Source organism: Pseudomonas sp. G3-19 (assembly GCF_054855875.1).
Genome location: NZ_JBMPIQ010000003.1, coordinates 1,869,841 through 1,885,692, shown reverse-complemented (window position 1 = coordinate 1,885,692; position 15,852 = coordinate 1,869,841). Strand labels below are relative to the sequence as shown.

Sequence of the window (15,852 nt, the reverse complement as noted above, 5' to 3'; positions counted from 1 at the left end):
ATTGTTTGTCGGGCGGCTGGCTAGCCGAATGACTGGAGTGTCGCGCTGGAGAATATATTTGTTAAGTTGATTTTTAAGGTTGATTGATTGATAAAGTTAAACAATTGACTGATTGCAGATACGGAAGCATAGCGCTCATGACCATCAAACAGATCCGTGCTTTCCTCGCTGTGGCTCAGAGCCTGAGCTTCGCCGTGGCCTGCGAGCGTCTGCACTTGTCGCAATCGGCCCTGAGCCTGACCATCAAGGCGCTGGAAGAGGGGCTGGGCGGGCGGTTGTTCAGTCGCAACACGCGCAATGTGGCGCTGACCGCCGAGGGCGAATCGCTGCTGCCGCTGGCCCGGCGTCTGATTGCCGACTGGGACAACGCCGAAGACGAAATGCGTCAGCGCTTCAGCCTGCAACGCGGGCGGGTGACGCTGGCGGCCATGCCGTCGTTTGCCGGCAACCTGCTGCCGCCGATTCTCAAGACCTTTCGCGCGCGCTATCCGAACGTCAACGTCACGGTCAACGACGTGATCAACGAGCAAGTGCTGGAAATGGTCCGCGACCGCCACGTGGAACTGGGTGTCGCGTTCGAACCGATGCAGAACACCTCGCTGACGTTTACCCCGCTGTACATGGACCGCTTTGTCGCCGTGGTGCCACAGGATTCAGCGCTGGCCGGGCTTGGCGAAATCGACTGGCAGACCCTGCTGCAGGAACCGTTCATCACCCTGCAACGGCCGTCGACGGTGCGGGTGATGCTCGAAGAGCACTTGCAGGCCCGGGGCATGAAACTGCCGGTGGAATTCGAGAGTCATCAACTGGCAACCGTCGGGCGCATGGTCGCTAGCGGATTGGGGGTGAGTGCGGTGCCGGCGTTGTGCGCCGAGCAGATGCTCGAACTGGGCGCGCATTGCCTGACGTTGAATGATTCAGTGGAGCGGGCGATTGGTGTGCTGACGGAGCCGGGCAATGAGCTGTCGGCAGCGGCGCAGGCACTGTTCGATATTCTCAAAGCCGAACATTGATCCTGTGGGAGCGGGCTTGCTCGCGAAGGCGGGGTATCAGTCGAGGAAAGTCTTGGCTGAAAGGACGCTATCGCGAGCAGGCTCGCTCCTACAGGGGATTTCGCGAGTCAGGAAGTCAAGCGTTGCACCAGCAACGGCAGCAGTTGTTCGCATGACGCCTCGATCTTCAGATCCAGCAGATCATCGGCGCGGGTCTTGCCCAGATTGATCGCCAGCAACGGCTTGCCCCGATCAGCAATCACCCGGCACAGACGAAACGCCGAATAGGCCATCAGCGACGAACCCACCACCAGCAATCCCGCGGCATTTTCTGCCGCTGCCATGGCCCGCGCCGCCGTCGGCTGCGCCACGTTTTCACCGAAAAACACCACGTCCGGCTTCATCCGTTCACCGGCGCAATACGGGCATTGTGGCGTCTGAAAACGTGCTTCGAAGGCCGGATCGAGCAGGGTATCGCCGTCCGGCGCCTGCACCGCGTCGACCCCGGCCAGATACGGATTCTGCTCGACCATCCGCTGCTGAATGTCGTCACGCGCGCTGCGCTGGCCGCAATCCAGGCACAACACCCGGTGCAGGCTGCCATGCAGTTCGATCACGTCCTGACTTCCAGCCTGATCGTGCAGGGTGTCGACGTTCTGCGTGATCAAGGCGCTGATCAGACCCCGGCGCTGCAAATCGGCCAGCGCCTGATGCGCGGCATTGGGCCGCGCCTGACGCACCCGCGGCCAGCCAAGCATGGCCCGCGCCCAGTAGCGGCGACGGGATTCCGGAGCGGCGAGAAATTCCTGATACATCATCGGCTGCCGGCCCCGGCGTACACCCTCACTGTCGCGGTAATCCGGGATGCCCGACGGCGTGCTGATGCCCGCGCCGGTCAGCACCACAAAGCCGCCATCGGCCATGGCCTGGTGCAGGGTGTCGAGGTGTTCGCGGGTCGGGCTGTCGAGCATGGTCAGCACTCCGGGGAGGACGATGCCCGCAGGTTAGCATTAACCGTGTGGCGAGGGAGCTTGCTCCCGCTGGACTGCGCAGCAGGCCTGTTTTGGGCTTGCTTTGCAATCCGACGGGAGCAAGCTCCCTAGCCACAGGTGATAGCGGTGATTTATTTGCGCGCCTCCAGAATCAGATTGAACGGCGTCTGCGTCGCCCGGCGAAAATGCTTGAACCCGGCCTCGGTAAACACCTTGCGCAAGCGCATTTCACCGGCCTGCGCACCCAGCCCCAGGCCAACTTCCTGGGACAGCGAATTCGGCGTGCAGATAAAGGTCGAGGCCGCGTAAAACAGGCGTCCGACCGGGTTGATGTTGTCGTCCAGCGCGTCGTTGGCAAACGGCTCGACCAGCAGCACCGTGCCGTCCTTCTTCAATGATTCGAACGCATGCCGTGCGGCGCCGACCGGGTCGCCCATGTCGTGCAGACAGTCGAAATAGCAGATCAGGTCGTAGTCGTCGCCGGGGTAGCTTTTGGCGGTGTTCTGGAAGAATTTTGCCCGGCTGCTGACGCCGCCTTCTTCGGCGCGCTGCGTGGCAACCGTGATCGACGGCGCGTGATAATCGAAACCGACGAAGCGCGAGTTGGGAAACGCCTGGGCCATGATCACCGTCGAGGCGCCGTGGCCGCAGCCGATGTCGGCGACTTTGGCGCCTGCTTCGAGTTTGGCGACCACGCCGTCCAGCGCCGGCAGCCATTCAGCGATCAAGTGACCTTTGTAGCCGGGGCGAAAGAAGCGTTCGGTGCCGCTGAACATGCACGGATGGTGATCGCCCCAGGGCAGGGCGCCGTTGCCGCGCATAGCCTTGACCAGTTTGTCCTTGTCGTGGAAAAACGAGGCCACCACACCGAGTCCGCCGGCGACGTACACCGGCGAGTCTTCCACGGCCAGTGCCAGCGCCTGCTCTTCCGGCAACCGAAACTGGCCATCGTGATGCTCCATATAGCCGGACGCGACATGCGCGCTGAGCCATTCGCGTACCAGACGCGGGTTGCAGGTGGTTTTTTCGGCGAGGGCTTGCGGGGTGACCGGCTGACTGTCGGCCATCGCCCGGTACAGCCCGAGTTCTTCGCCAACGATGACGTTCGCCAGCATCGCGGCGCCGCCCATGTCGTTGACCAGTTTGCCCATGAATGCGTTGAGTCGTGTTTCGTCCATCACGAGTGCTCCTGATACAGGATCACCGTCCGGTGGCAAAACGTTGTCGAGGCATGGGCCGCTGGGCGGTGGTCACAGAAGTGGGCAGGGCACAGCTGACGTCGTCCTGCAATCCCCCTCGACTGGGGCATGAATCAGTCTAGTCGGGCTGGGGCAAGATGCAGTGTTTGTGCTCCATGCAAATTCCAATGTGGGAGCGGCGGTACGAAGATTCGACTTGCTCGCGAACGCGGTATGTCAGTCGATGCATCAGGGGCTGATACGCCGCTTTCGCGAGCAAGCCCGCTCCCACAGGTGATTGGTGTGGGGATCAGCGCAGGGGCAATTTCAACTCCGCGCACAGGCCTCCGCCCTCGCGGTTGCTCAGGGTCAGTGATCCGCCGAGGGCCATGGCCAGTTGCTGGGCGATGGCCAGGCCCAGGCCGGTGCCGCCGGTGCTGCGGTTGCGCGAGTTTTCCACCCGGTAGAACGGCTGCATGACCTGTTGCAACTCGGCTTCGGCAATGCCCGGCCCGCGATCGAGGATTTTGATGCAAAGACCGTCGTCGATATCGACCTGCAACTGCGCGGCACCGGCAAATTTCAGTGCGTTGTCGGTCAGGTTCACCAGCACCCGGCGCAGGGCCTGGGGACGGGTATCGATCACCGCCGCGCTCTTCCCGCTCAGTTGCACGTCCTTGCCCATGTCCTGATAGTCGAACACCAGGCTGTCGAGGAACGAATCGAGGTCGGTGCGCCGGCTTTCCTCGGTCGAGCCGTGGATGCTGCGGGCATACGCCACGCCCTCGCGCACCAGATGTTCCATCTCGCCGAGGTCGTTCCACAGTTTGTCTTTCTCGACCGAGTCGTCCATGAACTCTGCGCGCAATTTCATGCGGGTGATCGGGGTTTGCAGGTCATGGGAAATCGCTGCCAGCAGTTGCATGCGCTCTTTCAGGTATGCAGCGATGCGCGCCTGCATCGCGTTGAAGGCCCGTGCGGCGTAGGCCACTTCGGTCGGGCCGTGTTCGTCGAGCATCACCGGGTGCGCGTTGGGGTCGAGGGATTCCACGGCATTGGCGAGGCGGGCGAGGGGGCGTATGGCAATGCGCACCGCCAGCCAGGTGCAAGCGATCAGCAGCGCCAATTGCCCGAGCAATACCCCCGGCAGCCACGGCGACAGCGGCGGCATGGCCGGGCGCACATCGATGGTCAACGGGCTGCCGTCGCTGAGGCGCAAATGGGCCTGGAAGTGTTTTTTCTCTGCGGAAAAACGGCTGAAGGACAGCGGATGGGCGCCACCGATCGCACTGCTGATCGAGGTCGCGGCCACCGGTACCTCCTCGGCGTCGAGCGGGGCGCCGGGATCGCCGTCGTTCAACCGATAATCGTAGTTGGTGCGAGCCAGTCGTGGCAGCCAGGCAGGGCGTTCCTGCGCCGGCAAGCGGTCGAGGATTGCAACCGACGTCGAAACGTCGTTTTGCATATTGCTGAGCATGGTGCTTCTGGCGCTTTGGAAACGCTCGTAATACTGCGCGCCAAACGACAGGGCCTGGGCCAGGATCAGCCCGACCAGAAAGATCAGCGACAACCGCGAAGCCAGGGTGCGTGGCCAATGCAGCTTGAGGCTCATGCCGAGGCCCCGAGGATTTCCACCGGTAGCGAAAAAACATAACCCTCGCTGCGCACGGTTTTGATGTAAGCCGGCTCACGCGCATCATCAAGCAGGCGCTGGCGCAAACGGCTGACCAGCAGATCAATCGAGCGATCAAACAGATCGGCTTCGCGGCCCTGGGTCAGGTTGAGTAACTGATCACGGCTGAGTACCCGTTGCGGATGATCGAGAAACACCCGCAGCAAGCGATATTCGGCGCCACTGAGGGCGACCAGCGTGCCGTCCTTGTCCAGCAGATGACGGGCCGAGGTGTCCAGTTGCCAACGGCCGAAGGCCAGAAGCCGGCCGCTTTCGGTGACCACCAGATTCGGCGGCAGCATGCGCGTGCGCCGCAGCACCGCGTTGATCCGCGCCAGCAGTTCGCGAGCGGCGAACGGCTTGGTCAGGTAATCGTCGGCGCCCATTTCCAGGCCGATGATGCGGTCGGTTTCATCGTTGCGCGCCGTGAGCATCAGCACCGGCGTGGCCTTGTGTTTGCCCACGCGTAGTTCGCGGCACAGCTGTAGGCCATCATCGCCGGGCATCATGATGTCGAGCACAATCAGGTCAACGGTGTTGGCTTCGAGAAAACTGCGCATCTGCCGACCATCGGCGACCACGGTGGTGCGCAGGCCGTTCTTTTTCAGGTAATTGCCGACCAGCTCGCGGATCTCGCGGTCGTCGTCGACGATGAGGATGTGATCGACATGTTCCATCGGTGCAGAACCTCTATCAAAGGGCAATGCCGTGCAGTCTATCGAGCCTGCGACGGCTTGCCTGCCCGGGTTTGTATTGCAGTGTATCTGGCGTAATGGCGGATACATACACATGCAAAAACGCGATTTTTTCAGGGTTTTGTATCGCTGTGTATCTCCGGGCGGTGGGGATACACAGTGATTGATAGCGGCCGTTTCCTGACACAGACGCGATACCTCGCGCGCCTCAAATAGGCTCCATCGAGGCCCACACAGTTTGCCTCGGCTCAACCCATACAAGCCTTGAGGAAACCACCATGACGCACAAAACCGTTGTCGCCGCCTGCCTGTTCGCCGCCCTGAACATCTGCACCCTGTCGGCCCGGGCCGAAGCCGATGTCAGCCCGCACACCTACACCTACGGCACGCACCTGGACATCCAGAAAGTGCTGTCGATGACCGAGGACAACGCGGTGAACTGCGGCATTATCGATGCGCGCATGACGTACCTGGATTCGGCCGGAAAAACCCAGGTGCTGGATTACCGCAAATTTGCCGATGGCTGTAACAACCAGAACTGAGTGCTCAGATGCATCGACAGTCACCGCCCGCGCACATCAATGGCTCAAAGGTCGCGCACCATGAGCCATTGCTCGTTGTCCCAGGCGCGAAAGCGCTCCAGCACTGTCCAGCCGCGTTTGGCGTAGTAGTCCTGCTTGCTCTGCGTGTGCAGATAGAAACGCGCGAAGCCGCGCTGTTTCGCCGTCTGGCTGATGCCATCGATCAACCGCTCTGCCAGCCCCTGGCCACGAGCTTGCGGGCTGACAAACACGCACGCCAGCCACGGGCCGAGATCCGGACGCAGGGCCAGATCCGCCCGGGCCAGCGCCGCACCGCCGAGCAGACGCTCGCCGTCCAGCGCAATCAGGCATGACCAGTCGCCATTGTTCTGGCCGGCAGCGAACTCGCGTTGCCATTCGGTCAAGGGTTGCTCGGCGTATTCGTAGGCGAACTGGCGGTGGATCCACTCGGCGTAAGTGTCGCTGTGCTGCGGGTGATCGACGAGCCATTCAAGACGCAGGGACATGATGGAATCCATTCACGGAAGACGGGAAGGCATAAAAGCCGATTGCCCCATGCAATGGCAATCTCGGAGTGTCTCGAGGCCTTTACAAAAAGCCGCCATTCATCGGCCAGGCCGGGGTTTTCCGGGCTCTTCGGACGATTGGCAGGGACGCCATCGACCCTCGGCGCGATAGTGGATGAGCAGGGCCACTGCCGTCCCTGTCACTGATAAAAAGAACGCGAGGTTGCCATGCCGAAATTCGTGATTGAACGCGAGATTCCAGGGGCCGGAAAGCTGTCGCCGCAAGAACTCCAAGCCGTGTCGCAAACCTCCTGCCAGGTGTTGCGTGAACTCGGGCCACAGGTGCAGTGGCTGCAGAGTTACGTCACCGCCGACAAAATCTATTGCGTCTACATCGCCCCTGACGAAGAGCAGGTGCGCGAGCACGCCAGGCTGGGTGGATTCCCGGCCAACAGCGTGGCGCGGGTGATGACGGTCATCGACCCGACCACGGCCGAATGAAGTCCTTCTACCTGCTGCGGAGCACGATTGATGAGTACTCCCATTGATCTGACGGGTCTGAAAGAGCGCCAGAAAGTCGCCTGGGCCAGCGGTGATTACGCGGTGATCGGCACCACCTTGCAGATCGTCGGCGAAAACCTCGCCGAGGCCTGCGACCTGCACTGCGATGAGGAGGTGCTGGATGTCGCCGCCGGCAATGGCAACGCCACACTGGCGGCGGCGCGACGTGGTTGTCAGGTGACCTCGACCGACTATGTCGCGGCGCTGCTGGAGCGGGGACAGGATCGGGCGCGGGCCGAGCATCTTGATGTGATTTTTCAGGTCGCCGATGCCGAATCGTTGCCGTTCGCCGACGAGAGTTACGACGCGGTGCTGTCGACCTTTGGCGTGATGTTTGCCCCGGATCAGGCGACTGCCGCAGCGGAACTGGCGCGGGTCTGCCGAAGGGGCGGGCGCATCGGTCTGGCGAACTGGACGCCGGAAGGTTTCGTCGGCCAGATGTTCAAGGTTCTCGGTCGCCACGTGCCACCCCCCGCCGTGGCCCAGCCGCCGTCGAACTGGGGCACTGAAGCGTGGTTGCACAGCCACTTCAATGAGCGCGAATTTCTGCTGCAGGTCACCCGCCGCACCTTCAATTTCCGCTATCGCTCGGCGGCGCATTTCATCGACATTTTCCGTCACTGGTACGGGCCAGTGCACAAGGCCTTCGCGGCATTGCCGCCGGAAAGCGGGCAAGCGCTGGAGAGTGATCTGGCGGACCTGCTGAACCGCTCGAACCGGGTGGGAGAGAAGTCGCTGGTGGTGCCGAGCGAGTATCTGGAGGTGGTCATTACCAAGCGCTGAATGTTCAGAACCATGCAAAACCCCGGTGGGAGCGGGCTTGCTCGCGAATGCGGTGGATCAGTAGACAGAATTATTGACTGGACAGACGCATTCGCGAGCAAGCCCGCTCCCACAGGTTTTAGGTGTGGCGATCAGGCCTATTTCAGGTGCGCCCCATCAACCCACTCCAGCGCCGTACGCCAGATGCAGATCCCCAGGAAGTACGCCGACGCCAGCAGCCACAAACCCATCACCAGCGGATTGATCATCGGGTGATTAAGCACCAGCGACAGGCTGCACAGAAGCCAGATTGCCGTCACCGCGATGTTGATCGGCATGAACCGGCGTACCCGGAACGGGTGCAGGAACTTCATGCGGGTCACGGTCAGCAGCGCCAGACCGATGATGGTCAGAAAGGTGATCCACGGCCCCGGATTGATGATGTACAGGCACAGCGCGACCACGTTCCATGCGGCGGGGAAACCGACGAAATAGTTGTCCTTGCTCTTCATGTTGACGTTGCAGAAACAGAACAGCGACGACACCAGAATCAGCGATACGCTCAGCAGCAGGGTGTAGTCGGGCAGGGGAATGTAGCGATAGATGAACAGCGCCGGAATGAACACGTAGGTCAGGTAGTCGATCACCAGATCGAGGATCGAGCCGTCGAAACTCGGCAGCACCGACTGCACATTGACCTTACGCGCCAACGCCCCGTCGAGACCGTCGACGATCAATGCCACGCCCAGCCACATCAGGCAGTGAGTCGGCTGGTTTTCCAGCAGGGCGAGGGTCGCCAGAAAGGCTGTGACCACGCCGGTCGCGGTAAAACCATGGGCGCCCCATGCTTTGAGCCTGGCGATGTGTACGGTCGATATCACAGGGGCGTTCTCCAGAAAAATGAAGCATGCCGGGTATCACCCTTGGGCAAAGGGCGCCGGCAAACCGGGTCGGGGTTGCAGCTATCGACCGGTTTGGCCGGGATAAGGTTCACCACCTTTGAATCTTAGCTGCCCGCACAAAAAATACCTCGGCGAAATCTGCCAGCGTCAGCCAAACGGTGCTGGCGCGCCGGCGTCGGCGGTCTATTGTTGCCTGACGCATTTATTGCCAATGGCTGAGGACGAGATCATGAACACCAGCGATTTGCTCGAACAACTGCTCCGGGGCCAGGCCTCGGCGGGACAAAAAGGTGCTGGTTCGGCCGGCGGTGGGCTGGGTGGGTTGGGCGGTTTGCTTGGCGGTCTGTTGGGCGGCGGCGCGAGTACAGGCGCCAGTGGCGCGCAGTCCGGTGGGCTGGGCGGTTTGGGTGGATTGCTGGGTGGTTTACTTGGCGGCGGTGGCGGCGGTGGATTGGGCGGCGCGCTGGGTGGGGCACTCGGTGGCGGCGGAACACAAAGTCGTTCCGGCGGCACCAATTATGCGGCACTGGCCTCGTTGGGAATGATGGCGTTCCAGGCGTATCAGGCCTGGCAGCGCAGTCAGGCGTCGGCGGCGCCACAGCAGATTCCGCCAACCGCAAATCTGCTGGCTGGGCCCGAAGTCGAGGAACACGGGCATGCTGTGCTGCGGGCGCTGATCGCGGCAGCCAAGGCTGACGGTGAGATCGACGCCCGGGAACGGCAAATGATCGATGAAGAGATTGGCAAACACACCGACGATCCAGAATTGCAGCAATGGTTTAACGCTGAAGTTGCCAAACCGCTGGATGCGAACGAAGTAGCCGAGGCGGCCAACGGCGACCCGGCGACGGCCGCCGAAATGTACCTGGTCAGCGTGATCCTGGTGGACGATCAGCAAGACGCCGAACGCAACTACCTGGATGAACTGGCTGCCGCGCTGCAGATCGCCCCGCAATTGCAGTTGCACCTGGAGGCTCAGGCCAAAGGTCAGGCCTGAAGCACCGTCAAAAATCGCGGTATCGAGCAGCCCTTGCCGGGACCGCGATGCTCCGTCCGTCAGGGCGATTTTCATGTTGATTGAATTTTTCTCCGTAGCGGTTGCTCTGCTGATGTAGAGGCGTGAAACAACGCCCTGACCGGCCAACCGAACGAGAACACTGACATGACTGCCCTGACCCCTCTGCAGGCGCCGAGCGCGCAGCAACAGCCCATCAATGCCGACGGCGATCTGCGGCGTATTTATGAGGCACTGCTGCTTGAGGATGTGCCTGAAACCCTCGCGCAGGATTTTCTCGCCGAGCAGTTGCAGCGCGCCGCGCTGTTGCCCGAAGAACTCCCTCAGGATCCGTCGGCGTGGCAAGGCTGGGTCGCCGAGCACTGCACAGAAGTTGCCCGGCAGTACGCCGATTACCTGCAACAACGCCAGGCCGGCGGACCGCGCCAGTTCTTCCGCAACAAGGCTCACGCGTTGTACTTTCTGCAAGCCGTGGCGCCGACCAAACTGGTCGATGGCGCGTGGCTGTACGGTTTGTTGGCGCAGTGGCGCGACCCGCGTTTCGACGGGTTGCTGTGTACCTATCTGGAAGAACTGGGCGACGGCAATCCAGCGCAAAACCACGTGGTGATCTACCGCAAACTGCTCGCTGAGCATGGTTTGCAGGACGCCAGCGCCATCGCCGATGAACGCTACCTGCAAGGTGCCCTGCAACTGGCACTCGGCGCCTGTGGCGAAAGCTTTCTGCCGGAGGTGATCGGCTACAACCTCGGCTACGAACAACTGCCGCTGCACTTGCTGATCAGCGCCTATGAACTCAGCGAGTTGGGCATTGATCCTTACTACTTCACCCTGCATGTGACCATCGACAACGCCAGCACCGGGCATGCGCAAAAGGCCGTGCAGTCGGTACTTGACTTGCTGCCGCTGGAAGCCGATCGCGGCGAATTTCTGCGCCGGGTATCGCTGGGCTATCGACTAAATGACTTGGGGCAGGGCAGTCGCGCGATCATCGAGGGTTTTGACCTGGAGCAGGAAGTGCTGGCGATGCTTGAGCGCAAACGCCCGTTCGGTCAGCACATGCACTCCGACTACTGCCGTTTCGAAGGCAAAACCGTCAATCAGTGGCTGGCCAATCCCGAACAGCTACCGGGTTTCCTGCAGGCAATGCAGGACAAAGGCTGGATCAAACGCAATGAAGATCCGCAAGCCAGCCGTTTCTGGCAGTTGATCGACGGCGACGGTGCGGCGATGTTCGGCGTGTTCAGTCCCTATGAAAAGCAACTGCTGCACGACTGGATTGCCGGCGACTGGACGCCATCCGACCAACGCAAAGCACCACGGCGCAGCCGTCAGGTTGCCACCCCGGACGCCGCCGTGCCCGAACACGATCCCGATGTGCAGCGGCTGATGTCTGCCCTGCAAGGTCAGGACGGACACGCACAAATGGCGACGCTGATCCCATGGTTGTCACCGGCCCGCCATGCCCACCCGGCGGGGCTTCTGGCGACACGCCGCTTCATCGAACTCAAATCCAGTCTGCGTTAAGGAAATCTCATGAATCAGGAAGAACAACTGTCCGCCCACGACCTGACGCTGCTGCAACTCGGCCGGCGCCTGCAGGCCGACGGCTACCGTTTCATCACGCCGACGCCCCTGACCCATCAGCGGGTCAACCAGCGTGACGAAGGGCAGGTCGCCGATACCCTGCGCGACGTGTTCGGTTGGTCGCGGCCGTTCGAACCTGGCTTGCTGTCTGCCGATGAACAGCGGCAATTGCAGGATGCGCAAGTGATTGATGTCTACGACGGCCGCTTGAAAAGCCGGGTGCGCTGGTCGAGTCTGGATGATTTGTTGTTCGTGCATTCCGGCTTTCCCACCGATGCCGCCGATTCGGTGTTTTTCGGCCCGGACACCTACCGTTTCGCGCAACTGATTCACGCGCATCTGCAACAGAGCTTCGCGCCGATTCAGCGTGCGGTGGACATTGGCTGCGGCGCCGGCGTCGGCGCCATCCTGATTGCCCGCGCACGGCGTGAAGCGCAGGTGCTGGCGGTCGACATCAATCCCGCCGCGCTGCGCCTGACCGCGATCAACGCAGCATTGGCCGAAGTCGCGAATGTCGAGGTGCAGGCCAGTGATGTGCTGCAGGGCACCGAAGGCAATTTCGACCTGATTGTCGCCAACCCACCGTACATGGCCGATCCGGCCGGGCGTGCTTATCGGCATGGCGGTGGCTCGCTCGGCGCCGGATTGTCGCTGCGTATCGTCGAGCAAGCGCTCAATCGGCTGGCCCCCGGTGGTTCGTTGCTGCTCTACACCGGCGTGGCCATGGTCGATGGCCGCGATCCTTTTTTCGATACGGTGGTGCCGCGCCTGGATTCGACGCGATTCGGCTGGACCTATCGCGAGCTGGATCCCGACGTATTCGGTGAAGAGTTGTTGAACCCCGGTTACCAGCGCGTGGACCGGATCGCCGTGGTCGCGCTGACCGTGACCCGCATTGGCTGACACAAGGCAGGTGCGCCATGAACAGGAACCTCGACGATTACAACCGCATGCGCGATTTCTCGGCGACCTCGGAGCCCGCCGCCGTTAAACGCCGTGGCTGCAGCAAGGCCACTGAACATGCGCTGCAGTTCTGCATCCAGAAGCACGACGCGTCACACCTGCATTACGACTTTCGCCTGGAACTCGATGGCGCACTGAAGAGCTGGGCGGTGCCCAAGGGCCCGTCGCTCGATCCCAAGGTCAAGCGTCTGGCGGTACACGTCGAAGACCATCCGCTGGATTACGCGACGTTCGAGGGCAGCATTCCCGAGGGGCATTACGGCGCGGGCGATGTAATTGTCTGGGATCGTGGTGTGTGGATTCCGCAGGAGGATCCGGCCAAGGCCTACGCCAAGGGCAAACTCAAGTTCGAACTGCAAGGCGAAAAGCTCTCCGGGATCTGGAATCTGGTGCGCACGCACATGCCGGGCAAGAAGGAAAACTGGTTTCTGATCAAACATCAGGACAGCGCCGCGCGCCCGCAGGACGACTACGATGTGCTCAGCGCCGAGCCGGACAGCGTGCTCAGCGAACGCACCCTGATCAGCAAACCCAAGCTCGCCGCCGAGCAAGCCAGGCCCGTGAAAAAGGCCCCGGCGAAACCGCGCAAAGCGGCATCCGGGACGCTCACTGGTGCGCGCAAGGCCAAACTGCCGGCGCAACTCAAGCCGGAATTGGCGACCCTGGTCGACAGCGCACCCGAAGGGCAGTGGAGCTACGAGATCAAGTTCGACGGCTACCGGATCATGGCGCGCATCGATCACGACCAGGTGCAACTGTTCACCCGCAACGGTCACGACTGGACGCACAAACTGCCGCAACAGGCGCAAGCCCTGGCCGAGTTGGGGCTGGAATCGGCGTGGCTGGACGGCGAAGTGGTGGTCACCAACGAGCGCGGTGTCCCAGACTTTCAGGCGCTGCAAAACGCCTTCGAAGCCGGGCGCAGCGCCAGCATCATGTACTACCTGTTCGACATGCCGTACCTCAACGGTGTCGACCTGCGCGAAGTGCCGGTCGAGGAGCGTCGCGCGGCGTTGTCCACGGTACTCGGCGGGCACGAGCAGCCATTGCTGCGCTTCTCCGAAGCTTTCGATGAAATGGCGGACGCACTGCTCAACAGCGCCTGTCAGATGCAGATGGAGGGGCTGATCGGCAAACGCCTCGGCTCGCCCTACGTGTCGCGGCGCAGCAGTGACTGGATCAAGCTCAAGTGCAAGCATCGGCAGGAATTCGTGGTCGTCGGCTACACCGATCCGAAAGGCGCGCGCAGTGCCTTCGGCGCGCTGTTGTTGGGCCTGCACGATCGCGACAGTGGCGAGTTGCGCTATGCCGGCAAGGTCGGCACCGGTTTCAACGAAACCACACTGAAAAGCATCCTCGCCCAGCTCAAGCCGTTGCAAGTGAAGAAGGCTGCGGTGGTCAATCCACCGAGCGGCTTCGAGGCCAAAGGCGTGCACTGGCTCAAACCGAAACTGTTGGCAGAAGTGGCGTTCGCCGAAATGACCAAGGACGGTTCGGTACGTCACGCCGTGTTCCATGGTCTGCGTAATGACAAACCGGCCAGGTCGATTACCGAGGAGCGCGCGAAACCCGTGAAGACTTCAGCGAAAGCCACCCCGTCGAAAAAAACTGCCTCGTCGAAGAAAGCTGCAGAATCAAAGAAAGCTGCTGAGCCGAAGAAAGCCGAACCGGCGCCGTCCCAGCTGGGGCTGGCCAGCGGCAAAGTGCGCATCACTCACCCCGATCGGGTGATCGATGCGGTCAGCGGCACCACCAAGATGCAACTGGCCGAGTATTACGCCAGCGTCGCCGAGTGGATTCTGCCGCAGCTCAAGGATCGCCCGGTCGCGCTGGTGCGGGCGCCGGACGGCATTGCCGGCGAACTGTTTTTCCAGAAAAACGCCGAGCGCCTGGCGATTCCCGGCATCACCACACTGGACAAGGACGTCACCGGGCAACCGGTGATGCTGATCAACAACGCCGAAGCCTTGATCGGCGCAGTGCAGATGAGCACGGTCGAATTGCACACCTGGAACGCCACCACCGTCGATCTGGACAAGCCTGACCGTTTCGTCCTCGATCTCGACCCGGATCCCGCGCTGCCGTGGAAAAGCATGGTCGAAGCCACTGCGCTGACCCTCACCGTGCTGGATGAACTGGGGCTCAAGGCGTTTCTCAAGACCAGCGGCGGCAAAGGCATTCACCTGGTGGTGCCGTTGACCCGCAAGCATGGCTGGGACGAGGTAAAGGATTTCAGCCATGCGATCGTCAGTCACATGGCCAAGCTGTTGCCGGAACGCTTTTCCGCGGTGTCCGGGCCGAAAAATCGTGTCGGTCGGATCTTCATCGACTACCTGCGTAACGGCCTGGGCGCCACCACCATTTGTGCCTACGCGGCGCGCACCCGTGAAGGACTGCCGGTGTCGGTACCGCTGTTTCGCGAAGAAGTAGGGGAGATCAAGGGTGGCAATCAGTGGAACATCAGCAATGTCCATGAGCGTCTGAACGAAGTCGGCGATGAGCCGTGGGCCGACCTGAAGAAAACCCGCCAGAGCATCACTGCCGAGATGCGCAAACGGGTTGGCATGAAAAAATGATCAGGTGTCGCGCAGCAAGTCGTGAGCGTTGAGCAGTTCGAAGGCGATTTCGGGGTGGTTGTTCAAGCCCCGACGAATCGCCGCCGGAATTGACTTGCGGGTCTTGCGGCACAGTCCCGGCAGCGCCTCGATCTGAATCTCGATGCCGAGCATGCTGCGCACTTCATGAAAGCCCGGGGAGATTTCCACCCGCAGGCCCAACTGTTCGTGCATGCGCTGTTGCAGATGCCGCAAGTCCGCAAGGTCTTTAAGTTGTTCCAGCCGGGCGAGGAGGATTTTTTCCTGCTCGCGGGTCAGGCGCAGAATGCGCAGATCCGTGCCCGGCGCTTCCAGCAACGCGTCGCGCCCGCAATCGCAGGCGCCGGGCGGGCAGGGTGAGCGCAAAGGCGCAGGAGGCGCAAGAGTCGTCATGGCCTCCATCATAGAGGCCGTCAGACGGTTTTGCCTATGCGCCCTCAGCTGCCGTCCATCGGCCGCTGCGTCCCTGGCAACTACTGATTCAGGCCTTCGTAATGCACCAGAATCGCGTTGGCGAGGTCTTCATCGCTGGCATTGAGGCCGGGGTTGTCGTGCCGGACCTGTTGCAGTACCGACTCAAGATAAACCCCACGGATGGCCCCGCCGCTGGCGACGAATGCTGACAGGTCGTCGCGCGCCGGGATCACCATTTTGTGATCCTTGAAGGTCGAGTACAGCGACGCGGAAACGCCCGCCGAGGTGGCGACATCGCCGGCGTCGACACGGGCCAGCGCCGAGCCGACAGGGAGGCACAGCAGGAGAGAAGAAATGAGCACTAACTTGCGCATGACGATGTTCCTCCACAAGCGCGAAGCAAAAAGGAAGGACTACATAATCTCAGAGGTGCGACCTTTGCCGGAGTTCCGTTCGAACACGCGGATACTTGCTGAA

Annotated in this window: 16 protein-coding genes; 8 read left to right on the top strand and 8 right to left on the bottom strand. The window is 61.7% G+C overall.

All coding sequences use genetic code 11. The annotated features are described in order from the left end of the window. The first annotated feature begins 137 nt into the window (after positions 1-137). Positions 138-1,013 carry a LysR substrate-binding domain-containing protein gene (locus ACOYXI_RS08595; RefSeq protein WP_461674727.1) on the top strand — a complete coding sequence of 292 codons (876 nt, stop codon included), beginning with the start codon at positions 138-140 and terminating at the stop codon, positions 1,011-1,013. Positions 1,014-1,120: 107 nt separating this feature from the next. Here ACOYXI_RS08595 and ACOYXI_RS08590 read toward each other — a convergent pair whose 3' ends face one another. The 4 genes from ACOYXI_RS08590 to ACOYXI_RS08575 all read right to left on the bottom strand — a co-directional run bounded on the left by ACOYXI_RS08590 (position 1,121) and on the right by ACOYXI_RS08575 (position 5,511). Next, positions 1,121-1,963 carry an NAD-dependent protein deacetylase gene (locus tag ACOYXI_RS08590; protein ID WP_027611655.1) on the bottom strand — a complete coding sequence of 281 codons (843 nt, stop codon included), beginning with the start codon at positions 1,961-1,963 and terminating at the stop codon, positions 1,121-1,123. A 152-nt stretch (positions 1,964-2,115) separates the two neighbouring features. Further along, positions 2,116-3,162, bottom strand: a complete 1,047-nt coding sequence (locus tag ACOYXI_RS08585; protein WP_098964523.1) for a class I SAM-dependent methyltransferase — start codon at positions 3,160-3,162, stop codon at positions 2,116-2,118. A gap of 310 nt (positions 3,163-3,472) precedes the next feature. After that, positions 3,473-4,774: an ATP-binding protein gene (locus ACOYXI_RS08580; RefSeq protein WP_134786746.1), complete on the bottom strand. Its 1,302-nt coding sequence runs from the start codon at positions 4,772-4,774 to the stop codon at positions 3,473-3,475. Then, positions 4,771-5,511, bottom strand: coding sequence for a response regulator (locus ACOYXI_RS08575; RefSeq protein WP_047601800.1), 741 nt, complete (start codon positions 5,509-5,511; stop codon positions 4,771-4,773). The genes ACOYXI_RS08580 and ACOYXI_RS08575 overlap by 4 nt, the downstream gene beginning before the upstream one ends. A 296-nt stretch (positions 5,512-5,807) precedes the next feature. Between ACOYXI_RS08575 and ACOYXI_RS08570 the strand changes: the two genes are divergently transcribed. Beyond that, positions 5,808-6,071 carry a DUF2790 domain-containing protein gene (locus tag ACOYXI_RS08570; RefSeq protein WP_027611659.1) on the top strand — a complete coding sequence of 88 codons (264 nt, stop codon included), beginning with the start codon at positions 5,808-5,810 and terminating at the stop codon, positions 6,069-6,071. Positions 6,072-6,115: 44 nt separating this feature from the next. Here ACOYXI_RS08570 and ACOYXI_RS08565 read toward each other — a convergent pair whose 3' ends face one another. Beyond that, the gene (locus tag ACOYXI_RS08565; protein ID WP_461674726.1) at positions 6,116-6,577 is read right to left on the bottom strand and encodes a GNAT family N-acetyltransferase; all 462 of its coding nucleotides are present in this window, start codon (positions 6,575-6,577) and stop codon (positions 6,116-6,118) included. Between the two features lie 228 nt (positions 6,578-6,805). Between ACOYXI_RS08565 and ACOYXI_RS08560 the strand changes: the two genes are divergently transcribed. After that, a complete protein-coding gene (locus ACOYXI_RS08560) occupies positions 6,806-7,078 on the top strand; it encodes a DUF4242 domain-containing protein (protein WP_007962415.1) in 273 nt (90 codons plus the stop codon). A 30-nt stretch (positions 7,079-7,108) separates the two neighbouring features. Beyond that, a complete protein-coding gene (locus tag ACOYXI_RS08555; protein ID WP_098964516.1) occupies positions 7,109-7,921 on the top strand; it encodes a class I SAM-dependent methyltransferase in 813 nt (270 codons plus the stop codon). Positions 7,922-8,058: 137 nt separating this feature from the next. Here the strand turns inward: ACOYXI_RS08555 and pcsA are convergent, their stop codons facing one another. Continuing rightward, positions 8,059-8,781, bottom strand: coding sequence for a phosphatidylcholine synthase (gene pcsA / locus ACOYXI_RS08550; protein ID WP_098964514.1), 723 nt, complete (start codon positions 8,779-8,781; stop codon positions 8,059-8,061). Positions 8,782-9,031: 250 nt separating this feature from the next. Here pcsA and ACOYXI_RS08545 point away from each other — a divergent pair, with 250 nt between their 5' ends. The 4 genes from ACOYXI_RS08545 (at position 9,032) to ligD (ending at position 14,943) form a co-directional block, all read left to right on the top strand. Next, positions 9,032-9,799 carry a tellurite resistance TerB family protein gene (locus tag ACOYXI_RS08545; protein WP_461674725.1) on the top strand — a complete coding sequence of 256 codons (768 nt, stop codon included), beginning with the start codon at positions 9,032-9,034 and terminating at the stop codon, positions 9,797-9,799. 165 nt (positions 9,800-9,964) lie between these two features. Beyond that, positions 9,965-11,344 carry an iron-containing redox enzyme family protein gene (locus tag ACOYXI_RS08540; RefSeq protein WP_461674724.1) on the top strand — a complete coding sequence of 460 codons (1,380 nt, stop codon included), beginning with the start codon at positions 9,965-9,967 and terminating at the stop codon, positions 11,342-11,344. Positions 11,345-11,353: 9 nt separating this feature from the next. Continuing rightward, a complete protein-coding gene (locus ACOYXI_RS08535) occupies positions 11,354-12,307 on the top strand; it encodes a methyltransferase (RefSeq protein ID WP_461674723.1) in 954 nt (317 codons plus the stop codon). Between the two features lie 17 nt (positions 12,308-12,324). Further along, the gene (gene ligD, locus ACOYXI_RS08530) at positions 12,325-14,943 is read left to right on the top strand and encodes a DNA ligase D (protein WP_461674722.1); all 2,619 of its coding nucleotides are present in this window, start codon (positions 12,325-12,327) and stop codon (positions 14,941-14,943) included. Here ligD and ACOYXI_RS08525 read toward each other — a convergent pair whose 3' ends face one another. Then, entirely contained in the window at positions 14,944-15,366 is a 423-nt protein-coding gene (locus tag ACOYXI_RS08525) for a hypothetical protein (protein WP_049827829.1), read from the bottom strand. Positions 15,367-15,434: 68 nt separating this feature from the next. Beyond that, on the bottom strand, positions 15,435-15,749 hold the full coding sequence (locus ACOYXI_RS08520; protein ID WP_007962425.1) for a DUF2388 domain-containing protein: 315 nt from the start codon (positions 15,747-15,749) through the stop codon (positions 15,435-15,437). Positions 15,750-15,852: the final 103 nt, after the last annotated feature.